Origin of the sequence: Ilyomonas limi (assembly GCF_005233845.1) — a bacterium.
Classification (GTDB): domain Bacteria; phylum Bacteroidota; class Bacteroidia; order Chitinophagales; family Chitinophagaceae; genus Ilyomonas; species Ilyomonas limi.
On record NZ_SZQL01000002.1, the window covers coordinates 129,811 to 145,959 of the forward strand.

Below are 16,149 nucleotides of genomic sequence, written 5' to 3' on the forward strand. Positions count from 1 at the left end.
CTCAGTTCAGTTTGTAGTGGCGCCAAGGGATGCAATAAAACCAGCATCCATATTGGGCTTCTCAATAATTCTTTTCTTAATCAGTATAGCTTCAAGCATGTTTCTCGACCGCGTATATTGGCTACGGCTGGTGCTCTCTTCTATATCCAGCATTTCTGCTATTTCTTTGTGGCTGTATCCTTCTATAGCATACAGATTTAATACAGTGCGATAACCAATTGGCAGTAGTCTTATACATTCTACTACCTGTTTTGCCTGCATAATAGAAGGCAGGGTTTCTTCTTTTACATGCAGGGCGCTGGCATGCTCCAGATCAAGGCTTTCATTAAAGCGTTTGTTCTTCTTTAAAAGATTAATGCAAGTGTGTACAATAATGCGTCTTACCCAGCCTTCAAATGCACCTTTGTTTTCAAAAGTATGTATTTGCATAAATACCTTGATAAAGCCCTCCTGCAACATATCTTCGGCATCTTCCCTGCTTTGTGCAAAGCGGTAGCATACGGGCAGCATTTTGGGGCTGAACCTGTTGTATAGCTCACGTTGTGCAGCAGGGTCGTTTTGTATGCAACCCAAAATCAGTGCATCAATATTCATTCGTAGGCAAATTATTTACCACATAAAATTAGACAAGTTTAACAACATATTGCTGCATTGGTTACGAATAATTTTTTATAGCAGAAAGAATAAACAATAAAACAAAAACAATAAGTATCAAGAAAAATGTAAATCGGGCATGTGGAATACACCTTAAACAACATTGGTGAACTTATTGTTACAACTTTCCTAATACAATTTTTGCCTTTTGTGTTTCACCTTACATTTGCCCATCTCTTATGAAAGGCTTTTTATATTTTTTTCTCTTTTTCAATATCGCTGTAGCTACCGTTAGCTGCACTTCTCAGGCTGAAAAAACGAACGAACTTAATCACCGTAAAAGGCTGACCTCGGCCGGTGATTTTCACTTTAGAAAACTGGCACCTGCAGAAGAACATTACTATGCACAGGCAACTAAAGATTATTACGATTCGCACCTGGGGAAAACCGGTTTTAATGGTGCCATACTGTTAGCAAAGAACGGACAGATAGTGTTTGAAGATTACCGTGGTGTTGCCGACTTCAAAAAGCTTACGCCAGTTACATCCAATACGCCGTTTCATTTAGCTTCTATATCCAAAACATTTACCGGCATGGAAGTGCTAAAACTATGGGAACAAGGCAGACTGTCGCTTAACGATTCGCTGCAACAATATTTTCCGCAGTTTCCTTATCATGGCATCAATATCCGCATGTTGCTCGACCACCGGAGCGGGCTGCCCAATTACCTGTACTTCATGGATTCGGTTTGGGATAAAAAGAAAAAAGCTACCAACGAAGATGTGTTAAACTTCATGATTGCGCACCAGCCCAAAGCCGACGCTCCGCCCAATCGCGTATATCACTATTGCAACACCAATTTTGTATTGCTGGCGCTGATAATAGAAAAAGTAACGCACCAGCCTTTTCCGCAATTTATGAAAGACAGTGTATTTACCCCCTTGGGTATGAACAATACGTTTGTCTTTTCCATACAGGATACGCTTAGTTATGTTCCTACTTATGCAGGCAGCCGCCCTTATCCCATGGACCATTTAGATTGCACATACGGCGATAAAAATGTGTACAGCACCGTACGTGACTTGCTGCAATGGGATAAAGCCTTGTATCAGCACACTTTTGTAACTAAAACAGCTTTAGACTCCGCCTTTCTGCCACGCAGCAACGAACGAAAGTCTATGCACAACTACGGACTTGGCTGGCATTTATATTTTAATAATGGCGACACGCTGGTGTATCACAATGGGAAATGGCATGGCAGCAACACCGTATTTACAAGATTTATGCAGGATACCGCTACCATTATTGTTTTAGGCAATAAGTTAAACCGTGCTATTTATCAATCCAAAGACATGGGCGTTATCTTTACCGGGCACAAGGATACCGCCGAACTGGAATAAGCAGGCGGAGATTTGGAGGTGATTGTTGGGCCATTGAAAAAATTATAGGAATTGTCTGATTTATAAACGGTTCCCAAACTTCATAAAGGTTCGGAACTGTTTGTTTTTTATCTATGTGCGGCGCTGTGTTCTTCCCCAACTCCACAGCTAAAAAGGTGTTTCTTTGTTTAAAATAAAAGCAAGTAATACTATTTTTAAGAGCATAACATAGGATGTATTTTGCTCAAAGCTTATCACAGTATAAGTAATTACAAACCTGTGTTACGGACGAATGATATACGGCTGTCCGTATTGCCATTTGATGATGGATGATGGTGCGCACAATGCTGCTTCATCGCGGCGATACTGCACTACATAATCTACTCCATTAATAATGTCCACACTTATTTCAGAGAAATTTGCCGGTGAGGCATCACCCGAAATATTTGCCGATGTACTTACCAGCGGCTTGTGCAAACGCTTGATCAAATGCCTGCAAAACTCATCTTTACAAATACGTATAGCTATCGAGCCATCGGCAGCTATCACATTATCTGCAAGCCCAAGCGCATGCTCGTAAATAACAGTAGTGGGCTTTGTTGCCTGCTGCAGGTAATCAAACACGGCAAGGTCGGGCGAGGCGGCATATTGCAGTACTTCTTTTTCATCAGCCACCAACACCACAAAACTTTTATAATCGGGGCGTTGTTTTAAACCAACAATTTTCTCAACTGCATTAGCGTCTGTAGCATCGCAACCAATACCCCAAATGGTATCGGTAGGATACAAAATAGTACCGCCGCTTTTAAGTACAGTAAGACATTGCTCTATATCGTTCTCAAATACTGACATAACTTAGTTTATAAGGGTAATTTCATCTGTTTCCGGTAATGCCGGATATCAGCAATATTATTCAAAAACAGCCATTCATCTTTCAGTGCATCGCGTATGTAATTGCTGCGGTAAGCAGCCGCTTTCCGCCGCAAAGAGAAATACTTCCATAAAGCCTGCAAATAAGCAGCAGCAAAGCTTTTACGAATATCCGTTGCGGTATAACGTACAATGGTTTTAATTTTGCGTAGCAACTCCCTTTGTTTATCTGCCTGTTGATTTCTATCGTGTATCACATAACTACCCGGGCAAATGCCGACCTTAAAACCATGGTACTGCACGCGTGAGCTGTAATTGTTATCTTCTCCATAATGAAAAAAAAGCGGATGAAAATAACCCACTTTTCGCACCACTTCTGCGTGCATCAGCCATGCCGCCGCATTTACAAACCGCACCGGTATTATCTTTTTACCGGCATATATTTTTTTTTCAATTGCTTTTACTTCATCGCCCGTACATAGACGTTCAAGGTATTTTTTAAAACTGTTATCCAGCATTTTGCCATTACCGCTTTGCTGTACCGGACTTACAATACCATATTCCTTATACTGTTGTATTACACTCAGCAATTGCTCAATGCTGTCTTGGTAAACATATACATCCTGGTTAAGTAGTAGCACAAAGTGTGCCTCTCGCCGGAGCGCAATTTCTATAGCTATATTATTGGCAGCGCCAAAGCCGAGGTTGGTTTTATTTTGTATTAATTCGATATATGGAAATTCCGTTTTTATAATCTTTACCGTATCATCTTCAGAAGCATTATCTACTACAATCGTAAACTCGTGTACAGAGCTATGCGCCAGTGCCGATAAACATTTTCGTATCCACTGCGCACCATTGTAGGTAACAATAATTGTATAAATAACCGGCGATGAAGTATTGTACATTTGCAAATGAATAGCTGCAAAATAAGTGCTTCTTTACTTTTATTGTTTATAATCCTGTATTAGCCAATGGAATTATCTGTTATAATTACTACTTACAATGCTGCCGAATGGCTCGAAAAAGTAATGTGGGGCTATCAGGCGCAAGTATTTCGCAATTTTGAATTGGTGATTGCCGATGATGGCTCTAACGATGTTACAAAACAATTGATAGCGCGTATGAGCAAAGACGTGTTTTATCCGGTAAAGCACGTATGGCATGAGGACGAAGGATTTCGCAAATGCACTATTTTAAATAAAGCTATCAGCGAAGCATCTGCCGATTATCTTATAATATCGGATGGCGACTGCATACCACGCAACGACTTTTTGCAGGTGCATGCTACCAGAAGAAAAAAGGGTTATTTTTTATCGGGCGGATACAGCAAGCTGCCCATGCAATTATCAAAGCAGATAACGAAAGAGGATATTTTAACGCAACGGTGTTTTGATGTTAACTGGTTAAAAAGGAATGGCTTACCCGATAGTTTTAAGAATAGCAAGTTTACTGCATCGGGCTGGAAGGCCAATTTACTTAATCTTATTACTCCTACTAATGCTTCCTGGAACGGACACAACTCATCGGCATGGAAGCAGGATATACTGAATGTAAATGGCTTTGATGAACGGATGCGTTACGGCGCGCTTGACCGCGAGATGGGTGAGCGCCTGATGAATAATGGTATTAAAGGATTGCAAATAAGATACAGCGCTATTTGCATACACCTCGACCATTCGCGTGGCTACAAAAACGATAAAGACCTTGCCAGCAATCAGGCGATTCGCGATGCTACCAAAAAAGACAAGCGCACCTGGACTGACTTTGGTATAGTGAAAAGCTAAGAAAGAATAGAGCAGAAGATTGGTTAACTATCACGATTTATTACCAATTTTTTGTGCTATGAAAGCCAAAATATTATTTGCAAGAATATCCCAGCTAAAAGCTTCTATTTTCCTGCGTCCATTCTCGCCAAGCTTTATACGCAACGCTTTATCGTTAATCAATTTTTCCAAAGCCTTTCTTACAAAGTAAGCATACCGTTTTACTACAATACCTGTTTCATTGGGTATTAAAAAATCTTTCGTACCTATGTCTGTTCCTATTACTGGTATGCCAGAAGCCATAGCTTCGGCGGCTGTATTGGTCCAGCCTGCTTTTCTTTCTACAGCTACAAATACAGAAGCCCTTTTAAAAAGTTCATCATTTTTATCCACCGGGTGATTAAGTACAAATTCAAAAGGCGCTTTGGGATGAAAGTTATTTATCAGTTGTTTTGATTTTTCATCAATAGGCGTATCATATAGGAGCAGCTTAACTGGGTAGCCTAACCGGTGGAGCTTTTCGGCGGCTTTTACCACTATCCGTGTCCCTTTCTTTTTGCGGCTAAGACGGCCATAACACATAATAGTAAACACGTCTTCGGGCTGGTGTAAGTCTTTTGTTTGCGCAGGTAAATTAATCCCGCCTATTTGTTTTATTAGCTCAATTCCATACCTCTTTTTCACATATTCAAAAGAACTGGTCGAATTTACAAAGATTGTAATTTCCTTATGTTGCAATATCTTATCAATCTTTGCAGTAGGTATCACATGATAAAATATTTTTAGAAGTGCATTAGCCAACAGCAGTTCGTTTATAAAAACCGTTTCTGTTATAAATAACGCCGTAAAATGGTGCTGCTGCATATTCTCCAGCCTATCCATCTTCCCCGAAAAATGGAACCACTCTGGTGGTAATCCTTCAGGTGTAAGAATAATCATTTGATGACCTTGCTGTATAAATCGCTCTCCCAGCTCAAAAAAGCGGCGTACACCGCCAAATAATTTTGTGTGTGGTAGAATTGCTCCTATTACATACATGCAGCAAATCAACATAGAAATAACCAGATACCCAAACTAAACTATCTGTTCGCCAAGTTTACAGATACATGCCTAAATCAAAATCAATTGTTCGTTTACAATATAATTGCACGATGTTAATTGCATGCACATGAAATAAATCTTTACTTTACCACAGATATGAGTACAATAAAAAAAATTATAAAAAATTATGGGCTAAACGGGCTGATAGTTTATTTAAAACTTAAAACCGGCAGCACAAAAAATATACAGGTAGCAGGTTTAAAAAATGAGATTGCATTACGCAATACCAGGGCAGATAAACTTCTCTTCAAGCAAATATTCGTTCATGAAGAGTATAATTTTAATACCCCTGTACAGCCGCAGTTTATTATAGATGCAGGCGCTAATATTGGATTATCGGCGCTTTATTTTGCCAATCGGTTTCCCGGAGCTGTTATTGTTGCCGTGGAAGTAGAAAAGGAAAATTTCGAAATGCTTAGCCGGAATACAAAAAACTATCCCAACATAAAGCCTATTAATGCAGGACTTTGGCCAAAGCCAGCAGTACTGGAGGTGGTGGATTCCGGCTCAGGATCTACAGGTTTTATGGTAAAAGAGACCAGCGCAGATAACCCTAACAGCTTTAAGGCTATTTCCATAACTGATATTATACGAATGTATCAGATCTCCATAATTGATATAGTAAAAATAGATATTGAAGGCGCAGAAAAAGAACTGTTTTCTGATAATATTGAATGGATAGCCAAAAGCAAAATAATTATACTTGAGCTTCATGACAGAAAAAAAGAAGGCTGTAGCCTGTCATTCTTTACAGCATTTAGTCAGTTCAACTTTGAATGTCATCCTTTTGAACAAAACTTTTTACTTATCAACAGAGATTTGGTAAAATCGTAAACCTTATTAAATATTGTACATAAAAAGAGCAAGAACTGTATTAATATATTTACGCTTTATGAGAAGCTTTAAACTGCACTCTTAATTTTAATTTAGACAAGATAATTCAAAACTACTTTACATCCATTACACACCTGAACCCAAGGTTGTTGGCAGCGCTGTTGGTTTCACCTTTGCCGCGGCTACCTGCTTTGTAACGAATGCAATAATCATCGCTGCAAAGGAAAGAACCGCCGCGCTGCACGTGTTTTTCCAAATCGGGCTCATCGGGGTCGTAGCTGTCTTTCGGGCCCTGCGGGTTATTGGCAGCACTTTGTGCATAATAATCCGGGCGGTACAAATCGCTGCACCATTCCCACACATTGCCTTCCATATCGTACAAATGGAACGCATTGGGTGGAAAAGACTTTACTGGTGCAACACCTGTATAACCATCTTCTTTTGTATTCTTCCAGGGGAAAGAACCTTCAAAAATATTAGCTACCAATTTGCCGTTGGGCTTAAACTCCTTTCCCCAATAATATTTATCAAAATGCTTCCCGGCGCGCGCTGCATATTCCCATTCTGCCTCGGTGGGTAAGCGCTTGCCTGCCCATTTTGCATAAGCTGCAGCATCGGTATAACATACTTGTACTACCGGGTCGCTATCTTTTCCGGCAATACTGCTATTAGGACCTTGCGGATGTTTCCAATTGGCGCCTGCCTGATACGTCCACCATTGCATAGGATTATTCAATGATACAGCGTAAGAAGGTGGGGTAAAAACTGCCGAACCAGGCACCAGTTTATCTGCAGGCACGCCGGGAAAATCGGCAGGATTGAGCGGCTGTTCTGCAACGGTTACATAGCCGGTAGCTTTTACAAATTGTGCAAATTGTGCATTGGTTACTTCATGTTCGTCCATGTAAAAACTATTGACTGATACAGTATGGATGGGCTTGCTGTCTGCAAAATCATCGGAGCCCATCCGGAAAGTGCCCCCTTTAATAAAGACCATTCCGGTAGTATCTGCCTTAACTACAGCAGTATGTTGATGCGAGGCGGCTTTGATGAGTGCGGCTCTTGAAGAAGGTGCTTTGCAGGCAGTACAGTCGGCTTTGGAAACATTGGCCTTATCGGTATTTCCTTTACAGCCCAACAGTATTAACAGCAATATAATAACAGAAGGAAATTTCATTAAATACATCACTTAAAGAATACAAATTTAAACAGTACAATAATAAACAATAAAACATTAAATCTTATTTAATTCAACGGTATAAAACATACAAGAATGTCCAGATACTATTATTCTAAGCTTTTTTTATTCCCCCTCCGCTTGGCACTTGTGCAAAAATTCTGTCTATTTGCAAACCAAACATTATATTATACATGCTTCCTAAATACAAGCGCATTCTTTTAAAATTATCAGGTGAATCTTTCTTAGGCAACAAATCAAACGGCTTCGATCCTTTTTCTCCCGAGATTATTGAACAATATGCAAATGACATTAAAACCGTAACCGACCTTGGCGTACAGGTAGCCATTGTAATTGGCGGGGGCAATATTTATCGCGGTATGAATGAAGCCGAAAGTGGCATTGAGCGTGCCCACGGCGATTACATGGGTATGCTGGCAACGATGATTAATGGTATGGCCATGCAGGCAATGCTCGAAAAAATTGGCGTTTATACGCGGCTGCAAAGTGCCATTAAAATGGAGCAGATTGCCGAACCGTATATTCGTCGCAAAGCTATCCGCCACCTGGAAAAAGGCCGGGTAGTGATATTCGGGGCCGGCACAGGCAATCCTTATTTTACTACCGACACAGCCGGTTCTTTGCGCGCGATTGAAATAAAAGCCGATGTGATTTTGAAAGGCACGCGCGTAGATGGTATTTATACTGCCGATCCGGAAAAAGATTTAACAGCTACCCGCTACGAAAAAATTACTTACCACGAGTGTATTGGCCGCAACCTGAAAGTAATGGACATGACTGCCTTCACGCTGTGTATGGAAAACAATTTGCCTATTATTGTATTTGACATGAACAAACCCGGCAACCTGCTGGAAGTAGTATTAGGTATGAATGTAGGCACGCTGGTATCGTAATATTTTTGCTTACTTTTAATTAATTGAAAAGCACCAAAAGGTGCTTTTTTTTGGGTCAAGCATTTGTGATACTATAAAGCTCCGGTGGCAGCCTGTGGCGCTACAAGCGCCGTCGCACACTGCAACTAAAGACTATCTGTCGGGCTTTTAAGCGAGTATGTGAGTTGAACCACAGAGAGCACCCGGCGGAGTATAGAGAAGGGCTTCATTACAGATATAGCGAAGCATAACAAAGAGCGCAGACGGAGTTCAGAACCATAGGTGTTAGAAATCTTTTAGCTATCCCGAAGGGATGAAATGATTATAGAAAATGGTTGCTTTTTCAAAGAAAAACTCCGGAGAAGTGATATAATTTTCTGCTATCGTTTGGGATTTACATTCCAGCCTGCCTGTTTTTACTATAATAATGTCAGCCTCTCAGGCTTATTTATTAGCAATCTCAGGTTTAAAACATCTATGGTTTAGAATACTGTCAGCGTTTAACAAATAAAAGGTCCCGAACTTTTAAAAAGTTCGGGACCTCTATATATATAGAAACCAAATTATATCTTTATTCTATCAGGTTAATCAGTACCAACATCAGGCAACATCAAAATCTAAGAGCACTACACTCTAAAGTGCGAGAATGCTTTGTTAGCTTCAGCCATACGGTGGGTATCTTCTTTCTTTTTGAAGGCGGCACCTTCCCCTTTGCTGGCTGCAACAATTTCATTCGCTAGTTTATCTGCCATGGTACGACCATTTCTTTCGCGGCTGTAGCGGATGAGCCATTTAATACTTAAAGAAACTTTACGGTCGGCACGTACCTCGGTAGGAATCTGGAAGGTAGCACCACCAATACGACGGCTGCGTACTTCTACGGCAGGCGTTACATTGGCTAAAGCTCTTTTCCATATTTCGTAGCCATCTTCGCCGGTATTTTTACCTACTTTATCTACTGCATCGTAGAAGATGTTGATAGCAGTGCTTTTTTTGCCATCCCACATCAGGTTATTAATGAAACGTGTAACCAGCTTATCATTGAAACGCGAATCCGGTGCTAACGGAAGTTTCTTGGCTTGAGATTTTCTCATTGTGTATATACAATTATAATAGCTTACTTAAATTTATTTTTTACCTTTTGCAGGTGCGGCGGCTGCGCCGGCTTTTGCCTTTTTAGTACCATATTTACTACGGCTTTGCTTACGGTCTTTTACACCGGCAGTATCCAGGCTACCGCGTACAATATGATAGCGCACACCCGGCAAGTCCTTCACACGACCACCGCGTATCAATACGATAGAGTGCTCCTGTAAGTTGTGACCTTCACCAGGAATATAAGCAATCACTTCCACTTTGTTTGTCAAACGCACTTTTGCTACTTTACGAAGCGCTGAATTTGGCTTTTTTGGAGTAGTAGTATATACCCTGGTGCAAACACCACGGCGCTGCGGGCAAGCATCCAAAGCTCTCGATTTGCTCTTTGCCCTTATTATTTCACGACCTTTTCTTACTAACTGCTGTATTGTTGGCATTATAAACCAATTAAAATTTTTAGGACGGCAAAGGTAACAGCCTTTGTTTTAACTTCCAAAAACAAAAAGTAAAAATTTAGTGATAGCACACAGATGACACGGATTAAAGCACGGATTAGGAAAAATGAGGACAGAACTGATGAGGAAATCTGATAAAACCGATTTATTCCTGCTTTAATTTACCTCTAAAAAACTCCAAACAATCCGTACAATTCGCGTAATTGGCGTTTGAACCATTCGAGCTGAAGGTAAATCCATGCTTTAATCCGGGCGCTATAAATCAAACCGGGAGCATCCAACCATAAGTGTCTTCTGCCCTGCCCTCGCGGATGTCGGTTAATCTTTGCTTTAATTCTTTAGCAATATTGTATTTCTCCAAATCAAAATACATAGAGAAATCCTGATACCGCAATTCTTTAACGCGCGAAATAGTTGCCGCTGTACCGGTGCCAAATATTTCGGTAAAAGTGCCTGCCTTATACGCATCTATCAGTTCATCAATATTGATTTTTCTTTCTTCTACGTGTATGCCCATCTCGTGCAATACTTTAATGGCACTGTCACGCGTTACGCCATTCAATATAGTTCCTTCTTCCAGCGATGGTGTGATAGCTACATTATTAATGATAAAAAACACGTTCATGGTACCTACCTCCTGTAGCCATTTGTGTTCAAATGCATCGGTCCACAACACCTGATCATAGCCTTGTTCTTTTGCTTTTTGTGCTGCCAGCAGGCTACCGCCATAGTTGCCGGCATTCTTGGCAAAGCCTACGCCACCAGGCGCTGCACGGGTGTAGGTTTCTTCTACATAAATCTTCATTGGTGCGTCATAATATGCTCCTGCCGGACTTAACAGGATCAAAAATTTATATTTTTTAGAAGCATGTACACCCAGGCTTTCGTCGGTGGCAAACATTACCGGGCGGATGTATAATGAATGATCGGGCTTGGTAGGAATCCAGTCTTCATCCACCGCAACTAACTGCTTCATACCTTCAATAAATATTTCTTCGGGTACTTCGGGCATTTGCATGCGCTGTGCTGAAATATTAAAGCGTTTCCAGTTGTCGTACGGACGAAAAATAAACGCTTCACCGTCTGCGTTCTTATAGGCCTTAATGCCTTCAAAAATAGCCTGCCCATAATGCAATGCCGCCATCGAAGGCATAAATTGTATAGGTCCAAAAGGGTTGATTTCTACATTTTTCCATTCGCCGTTTTCATAATCGGCTTCCAGCATGTGGTCGGTAAAATCTTTACCAAATACCAGCTTTTCAAAAGAGGTGCTTTTTAGTTTGCTTTCTGTAGCTTTTGTGATCGCTATATCCATAGCTGCTGTCATAGTAGTACATTTGTTTGCAAATAAACAAAAAAAAGAAAAGCTAACTGTTGTTAACATTTATTAACATGAAAATCAAGCTGCCCGATTTTATAATTGCTGACCTGTACAAAGATTCGCTGGTAGTGCTGAATGAAGGGGCAATACAACCAGCCGAAGAAGTAATTGCAGCAGCAGTTACGGAAGAAAAGCCGTTCTACTTTGGCAATAATGCACAACATATTTGCATTGTACTCAACAATGCTACGCATGTTTTTACCGATGATGAAAGTCTGCAATTATTGAGTAATTTATTAGCTGCATTAAATTTTACGCTGGCAGATGCTGCTATCATCAATCATTATCGTACGCCGGTGGTGTATTCGCAAATAAATGAAATGTTACAGCCGCGTGTTTGCCTTTTATTTGGCATCAGCACGCAGGCATTGCAACTGCCTTTTATTATACCCAATTATCAATTGCAGCGTTACGAAGATTGCACCTTTATACAAGCGTGTTCCATTGATGATATGAAAGCCAATGATGATAAAGCAAAAGCAGAAAAAAGGAAGTTGTGGACTTGCTTGAAAGCGGTTTTTAATAAATAAAATAAAGATCAAAGCTCAGATAAAATAAATGTATGTCCATCACTATCATTTTTGCTACCAATAATTTGCATAAAATAGAAGAAATAAAAAAAATTGTTCCTCCCGATTTCCATATTATTACGCTCAAAGAAGCCGGCATCAACCAGGATATTCCTGAGCCATATAATACGCTGGAAGAAAATGCAAGCGCAAAATCATCTGTCATTCATCAGCTTACGCAACAAAACTGTTTTAGCGAAGACACCGGACTGGAAGTAACCGCGCTCAATGGTGCGCCCGGTGTAAAGAGTGCCCGTTATGCCGGCGAAGACAGGAACTTTGAAGAGAATATACAAAAATTGTTACATAATCTGCAAGGCAAAACAGACCGGAGCGCACGTTTCAGAACCGTTGTTTCGTTGATTTGGAATAAGGAAGAACATTATTTTGAAGGCATTTGCGAAGGTAATATTATTGGTGCGCCCAGAGGGGAACAAGGTTTTGGCTACGACCCGGTTTTTGTGCCCGATGGCAGCAATAAAACCTTTGCAGAAATGAGCCTGAAAGAAAAAAACCTATTCAGCCACCGCCGCAAAGCAACGGATAAATTAATAGCTTTTTTAAAAGAAAAGGTAGTTACTGAAGTATAAGAACAATTTATCAATCTTTTACTTCCAGCTTTTTCACCAACTCAGCTAAAAAGGGCAATTGCCCCGTGTTCATTTTTTCACTTGCTTCTTCAATGGTAAAATAAGCGGCATTATCGGTTTCGTAAAATAGCTGTTGCCTGCCCGATTTTGGCGGCCACTCCATAGAGAATAAGTTGCTGCTGATAAACGGTTGCTCAAAATAACTGGCAGCAGCCCATACACTTATTACTTTGCCACTTTTAATTTTTACAGGTGTTAACGCAATAAAGTTATCATTCATTACCACATTGCCGGTTTCTTCTTCCAGTTCGCGCTTTGCTACTGTTAACGGGTCTTCTCCATCTTCATATTCGCCTTTTGGTATAGACCATACACCAGCATCTTTCTTTATAAAAAATGGTCCGCCGGGATGCACCAGCAATACCTTTAATACCTCATTAAAATAATGATAAACAAGCAAGCCAGCGCTCTTTTTTGCCATACTTAATAGGTTGTATAAATAATAATCAGTCCAACAAAAAACATAATAATCATGCCGGCATAATAAAAGATGTCTGCCCATTTCTCCAATCGTTTGTTTTCATCTTTTCGTAATACGGCATACGATAAAATAGAAGCAATAATAAACAGCGAAACATCAAAGGCTAATATTTCATCGGCATACGTTTGAATGCCAGTTTTCATAACACGAAAAAGCGTAATAACGGTGATGCAAACTCCCACCATGGTATTGGCGCCGGAGAAAACATAAGAGGCTATTTTCCTGTTATCTTCTGAGTTATTGTCCATGTATTGCAAGCTAAATAGCAAAAAGTAAAAAGATGTTTAAAGCTGGCTGTTGCAATTGTTTACGAAAGTATATAGTTTTTTAATTAACTTAAGGTAAATGATACATAATGCTTTTTGGGTAAAAAGCAACATCATAATCAACATTCGCTGCTGCTACGGCAAGTTGTTCGTTGTTGCTAAATGGCAGTACTAACAACAGCTTGCAACAAGCTAATGAAACCTGAGTAACAAAAATAAAACTGACTGTATTATTTTGCTCTATGCTATTCTTTGAATGTCAGCCCCCAAATTATTAAGCCTTGTATCAATGTATTGATACCCTCGGTCTATCTGCTCTATATTTTGAATGGTACTGTAGCCATCGGCACTTAAAGCGGCAATCAGCAAGGCAACACCGGCACGTATGTCGGGGCTGCTCATCGTAATGCCGTGCAGTGCATATTTGCGGCCAATGCCTATTACAGTGGCGCGGTGCGGATCGCAAAGGATAATTTGTGCGCCCATATCCACCAGTTTATCTACAAAAAATAACCGGCTTTCAAACATTTTTTGGTGTATTAAAACAGAGCCAATGGCTTGTGTGGCAGTTACCAAAATAATACTTAATAGATCGGGAGTTAAGCCTGGCCAAGGATGATCGGAAACAGTAAGAATACTGCCATCTAAAAAGGTTTGGATCTGGTACACTTCCTGTGCCGGTATAAAAATGTCATCACCTTTAAACTCCATTTGAATACCCAATTGCATGAACTTCTCTGGTATGATGCCTAAACAGGACAAGCCCACATTTTTAATAGTCAGCTCACTTTGTGTCATGGCCGCCAGGCCAATAAAACTGCCTACTTCAATCATATCGGGCAGCATGGCATGGTCTGTTCCGCTTAATTTCTGTACACCTTCTATCGTTAGCAGATTACTGCCAATACCGCTTATCTTGGCACCCATTCGGTTGAGCATATTGCAAAGCTGCTGCAGGTAAGGCTCGCAGGCTGCATTGTAAATGGTGGTAATACCTTCGGCCATTACAGCCGCCATTACAATATTGGCTGTGCCTGTTACCGAAGGTTCGTCCAGCAACATGTATGCTCCTCTCAGTTTTGATGCAGTGAGCTGCATTAAACTATTAGTGTCTTCGTAGTTAAATCGCGCACCCAGTTTTTGAAAGCCAATAATATGTGTGTCCAACCGCCGGCGACCAATTTTGTCACCGCCCGGTTTGGGCACATACGCTTTTCCAAAACGCGCGAGCATTGGTCCGGCAATCATCACACTGCCACGCAAGCGTGCGCTTTTTTTACGAAAAGCTTCAGAACCTAAATAGTCGGGATCGATATTATCTGCCTGAAAGGTGCAGGTATGGCGTGTAATACGCTCTACTTTTACACCAATTTCTGCCATCAACTCTATCTGCAAATTTACATCCACTATATCCGGTATATTGGTAATTGTTACCTTATCTTTCGTAAGCAATACCGCCGAAATAATCTGCAAGGCTTCATTCTTAGCACCTTGCGGAACAATTTCTCCTTTCAGTTCTACACCACCTTTTACATAAAATGAAGCCATACAAAACAGTTTGGGGCGAAAGTAAAAAAAGCGAGCCTACTACTGACTTTTAAAAATATTTTTCAGGGTTGCTTTAACTTCGAAGGCGCTAAGATGCAATCGAAGAATCTGCCTGTTGGTAGATGAGACAATACAAAGAAGATAGAGATCAATAAAAATGGTTCCGTACTATTGATGTACGGAACCATTTCTATTCTCTTTATAAATCTCTGCGTCTTAGCAGTTCAAACAACTAAAAGCGCTTTTTAAAGCCACCACCGTTGGAGTTACGGTTGTTTTTATTACCATTCATGCCGCCACTGTTGCGGTTACCATTACCACCATTGCGCTGCATATTATTGCTGCCGCGGTTATCGCGGTTGCCAGTCATACGGTTGCTACCACCGCCGCGACCTGCAAAATTTCTGTTGCGGGTAGCCGGTCGGTAATCATCGCGCTCAAAGTTTTGAGCCCTATGTTTGATGTAAGGTGTATTGCTAAATTCCAGTTCACCTTTAGTAATATTGTTCAGCTCGCTACGAATGGCATCATCGTGTACCAGTTCTTTGTGCCAGTTGCTATACGATAGCTTCATGTAGTAGGCAATTGCGTTGGCAAATCCGGCTTTCTTTTCCGGATTTTCTTCGTGTAATGCCTTATCTATTACCAATTCCAGGTTTTTGCCCAGATGTGAATATTTTGGATAACGCTTAGGATAACCCATTGGCTCCGACTTTGCTTTATATGTCTCTTTTTGCGGAATGGGATACGGGCTATCTACATCCAGCTTAAAATCGGAAATAAAAAACAGATGATCCCAAAGCATGTGTCGGAAATCTTCTACATTTTTAAGGTGCGGATTTAAAAAGCCCATCAGTTCTATCACTGCACGGGTTTGTTGCTGCCGCTTGGTGCGGTCTTCAATCGTTAAGAGGTACTCTACCATTTTTTGAATATGCCTGCCATACTCGCGCATACTCAGGTAGTTTCTTTCAGTATTATATTCCATGTAGTTTGTAAAAGTGGCAAATCTATCGTAAGTATTTCGGTTTGCCTGTTGAGTGAAGGTTAAAATAATTACTTATACAACACAAAATAAAAACATATT

The 16,149-nt window shown here is 40.6% G+C and carries 18 protein-coding genes; 6 read left to right on the forward strand and 12 right to left on the reverse strand.

The window, feature by feature from the left end:
* Positions 1–6: 6 nt before the first annotated feature.
* Positions 7–594 (reverse strand): RNA polymerase sigma factor, encoded by a 588-nt coding sequence (locus tag FC093_RS03905; protein WP_137260448.1) that lies wholly within the window; start codon positions 592–594, stop codon positions 7–9.
* 239 nt (positions 595–833) lie between these two features.
* On the opposite strand from FC093_RS03905, the gene FC093_RS03910 reads away from it, so the two are divergent.
* A complete protein-coding gene (locus FC093_RS03910) occupies positions 834–1,994 on the forward strand; it encodes a serine hydrolase domain-containing protein (protein WP_137260449.1) in 1,161 nt (386 codons plus the stop codon).
* A gap of 261 nt (positions 1,995–2,255) precedes the next feature.
* Here the strand turns inward: FC093_RS03910 and FC093_RS03915 are convergent, their stop codons facing one another.
* Complete coding sequence (locus tag FC093_RS03915) at positions 2,256–2,825, reverse strand: L-threonylcarbamoyladenylate synthase (RefSeq protein ID WP_137260450.1); 570 nt, start codon at positions 2,823–2,825, stop codon at positions 2,256–2,258.
* Positions 2,826–2,833: 8 nt separating this feature from the next.
* The gene (locus FC093_RS03920; RefSeq protein ID WP_137260451.1) at positions 2,834–3,751 is read right to left on the reverse strand and encodes a glycosyltransferase family 2 protein; all 918 of its coding nucleotides are present in this window, start codon (positions 3,749–3,751) and stop codon (positions 2,834–2,836) included.
* Between the two features lie 66 nt (positions 3,752–3,817).
* Here FC093_RS03920 and FC093_RS03925 point away from each other — a divergent pair, with 66 nt between their 5' ends.
* Positions 3,818–4,630, forward strand: a complete 813-nt coding sequence (locus FC093_RS03925) for a glycosyltransferase family 2 protein (protein ID WP_137260452.1) — start codon at positions 3,818–3,820, stop codon at positions 4,628–4,630.
* 30 nt (positions 4,631–4,660) lie between these two features.
* Here the strand turns inward: FC093_RS03925 and FC093_RS03930 are convergent, their stop codons facing one another.
* Positions 4,661–5,662 carry a glycosyltransferase family 4 protein gene (locus tag FC093_RS03930; protein WP_137260453.1) on the reverse strand — a complete coding sequence of 334 codons (1,002 nt, stop codon included), beginning with the start codon at positions 5,660–5,662 and terminating at the stop codon, positions 4,661–4,663.
* Between the two features lie 144 nt (positions 5,663–5,806).
* Between FC093_RS03930 and FC093_RS03935 the strand changes: the two genes are divergently transcribed.
* On the forward strand, positions 5,807–6,544 hold the full coding sequence (locus FC093_RS03935) for an FkbM family methyltransferase (protein WP_137260454.1): 738 nt from the start codon (positions 5,807–5,809) through the stop codon (positions 6,542–6,544).
* A gap of 112 nt (positions 6,545–6,656) precedes the next feature.
* Here FC093_RS03935 and FC093_RS03940 read toward each other — a convergent pair whose 3' ends face one another.
* Positions 6,657–7,721 (reverse strand): formylglycine-generating enzyme family protein, encoded by a 1,065-nt coding sequence (locus tag FC093_RS03940; RefSeq protein WP_170970986.1) that lies wholly within the window; start codon positions 7,719–7,721, stop codon positions 6,657–6,659.
* A gap of 194 nt (positions 7,722–7,915) precedes the next feature.
* Here FC093_RS03940 and pyrH point away from each other — a divergent pair, with 194 nt between their 5' ends.
* Positions 7,916–8,635: a UMP kinase gene (gene pyrH / locus FC093_RS03945; RefSeq protein WP_137260456.1), complete on the forward strand. Its 720-nt coding sequence runs from the start codon at positions 7,916–7,918 to the stop codon at positions 8,633–8,635.
* Between the two features lie 605 nt (positions 8,636–9,240).
* Here the strand turns inward: pyrH and rpsG are convergent.
* The 3 genes from rpsG to FC093_RS03960 form a co-directional block, all read right to left on the reverse strand.
* On the reverse strand, positions 9,241–9,708 hold the full coding sequence (rpsG, locus tag FC093_RS03950) for a 30S ribosomal protein S7 (protein WP_137260457.1): 468 nt from the start codon (positions 9,706–9,708) through the stop codon (positions 9,241–9,243).
* A gap of 33 nt (positions 9,709–9,741) precedes the next feature.
* Complete coding sequence (rpsL, locus tag FC093_RS03955; protein WP_137260458.1) at positions 9,742–10,149, reverse strand: 30S ribosomal protein S12; 408 nt, start codon at positions 10,147–10,149, stop codon at positions 9,742–9,744.
* A 280-nt stretch (positions 10,150–10,429) separates the two neighbouring features.
* The gene (locus FC093_RS03960) at positions 10,430–11,494 is read right to left on the reverse strand and encodes a branched-chain amino acid aminotransferase (RefSeq protein WP_137260459.1); all 1,065 of its coding nucleotides are present in this window, start codon (positions 11,492–11,494) and stop codon (positions 10,430–10,432) included.
* Between the two features lie 65 nt (positions 11,495–11,559).
* Between FC093_RS03960 and FC093_RS03965 the strand changes: the two genes are divergently transcribed.
* Both FC093_RS03965 and rdgB read left to right on the forward strand, forming a co-directional pair.
* Entirely contained in the window at positions 11,560–12,078 is a 519-nt protein-coding gene (locus tag FC093_RS03965) for a hypothetical protein (protein ID WP_137260460.1), read from the forward strand.
* A 32-nt stretch (positions 12,079–12,110) separates the two neighbouring features.
* A complete protein-coding gene (gene rdgB / locus FC093_RS03970) occupies positions 12,111–12,707 on the forward strand; it encodes an RdgB/HAM1 family non-canonical purine NTP pyrophosphatase (RefSeq protein ID WP_137260461.1) in 597 nt (198 codons plus the stop codon).
* Positions 12,708–12,717: 10 nt separating this feature from the next.
* Here the strand turns inward: rdgB and FC093_RS03975 are convergent, their stop codons facing one another.
* The 4 genes from FC093_RS03975 to FC093_RS03990 all read right to left on the reverse strand — a co-directional run bounded on the left by FC093_RS03975 (position 12,718) and on the right by FC093_RS03990 (position 16,050).
* Complete coding sequence (locus tag FC093_RS03975; RefSeq protein ID WP_137260462.1) at positions 12,718–13,188, reverse strand: NUDIX domain-containing protein; 471 nt, start codon at positions 13,186–13,188, stop codon at positions 12,718–12,720.
* Positions 13,189–13,190: 2 nt separating this feature from the next.
* A complete protein-coding gene (locus FC093_RS03980) occupies positions 13,191–13,496 on the reverse strand; it encodes a hypothetical protein (RefSeq protein ID WP_137260463.1) in 306 nt (101 codons plus the stop codon).
* Between the two features lie 258 nt (positions 13,497–13,754).
* Positions 13,755–15,062: a UDP-N-acetylglucosamine 1-carboxyvinyltransferase gene (gene murA, locus FC093_RS03985; RefSeq protein WP_137260464.1), complete on the reverse strand. Its 1,308-nt coding sequence runs from the start codon at positions 15,060–15,062 to the stop codon at positions 13,755–13,757.
* Between the two features lie 232 nt (positions 15,063–15,294).
* On the reverse strand, positions 15,295–16,050 hold the full coding sequence (locus tag FC093_RS03990) for a DUF4290 domain-containing protein (protein WP_137260465.1): 756 nt from the start codon (positions 16,048–16,050) through the stop codon (positions 15,295–15,297).
* Between the last annotated feature and the right edge of the window lie 99 nt (positions 16,051–16,149).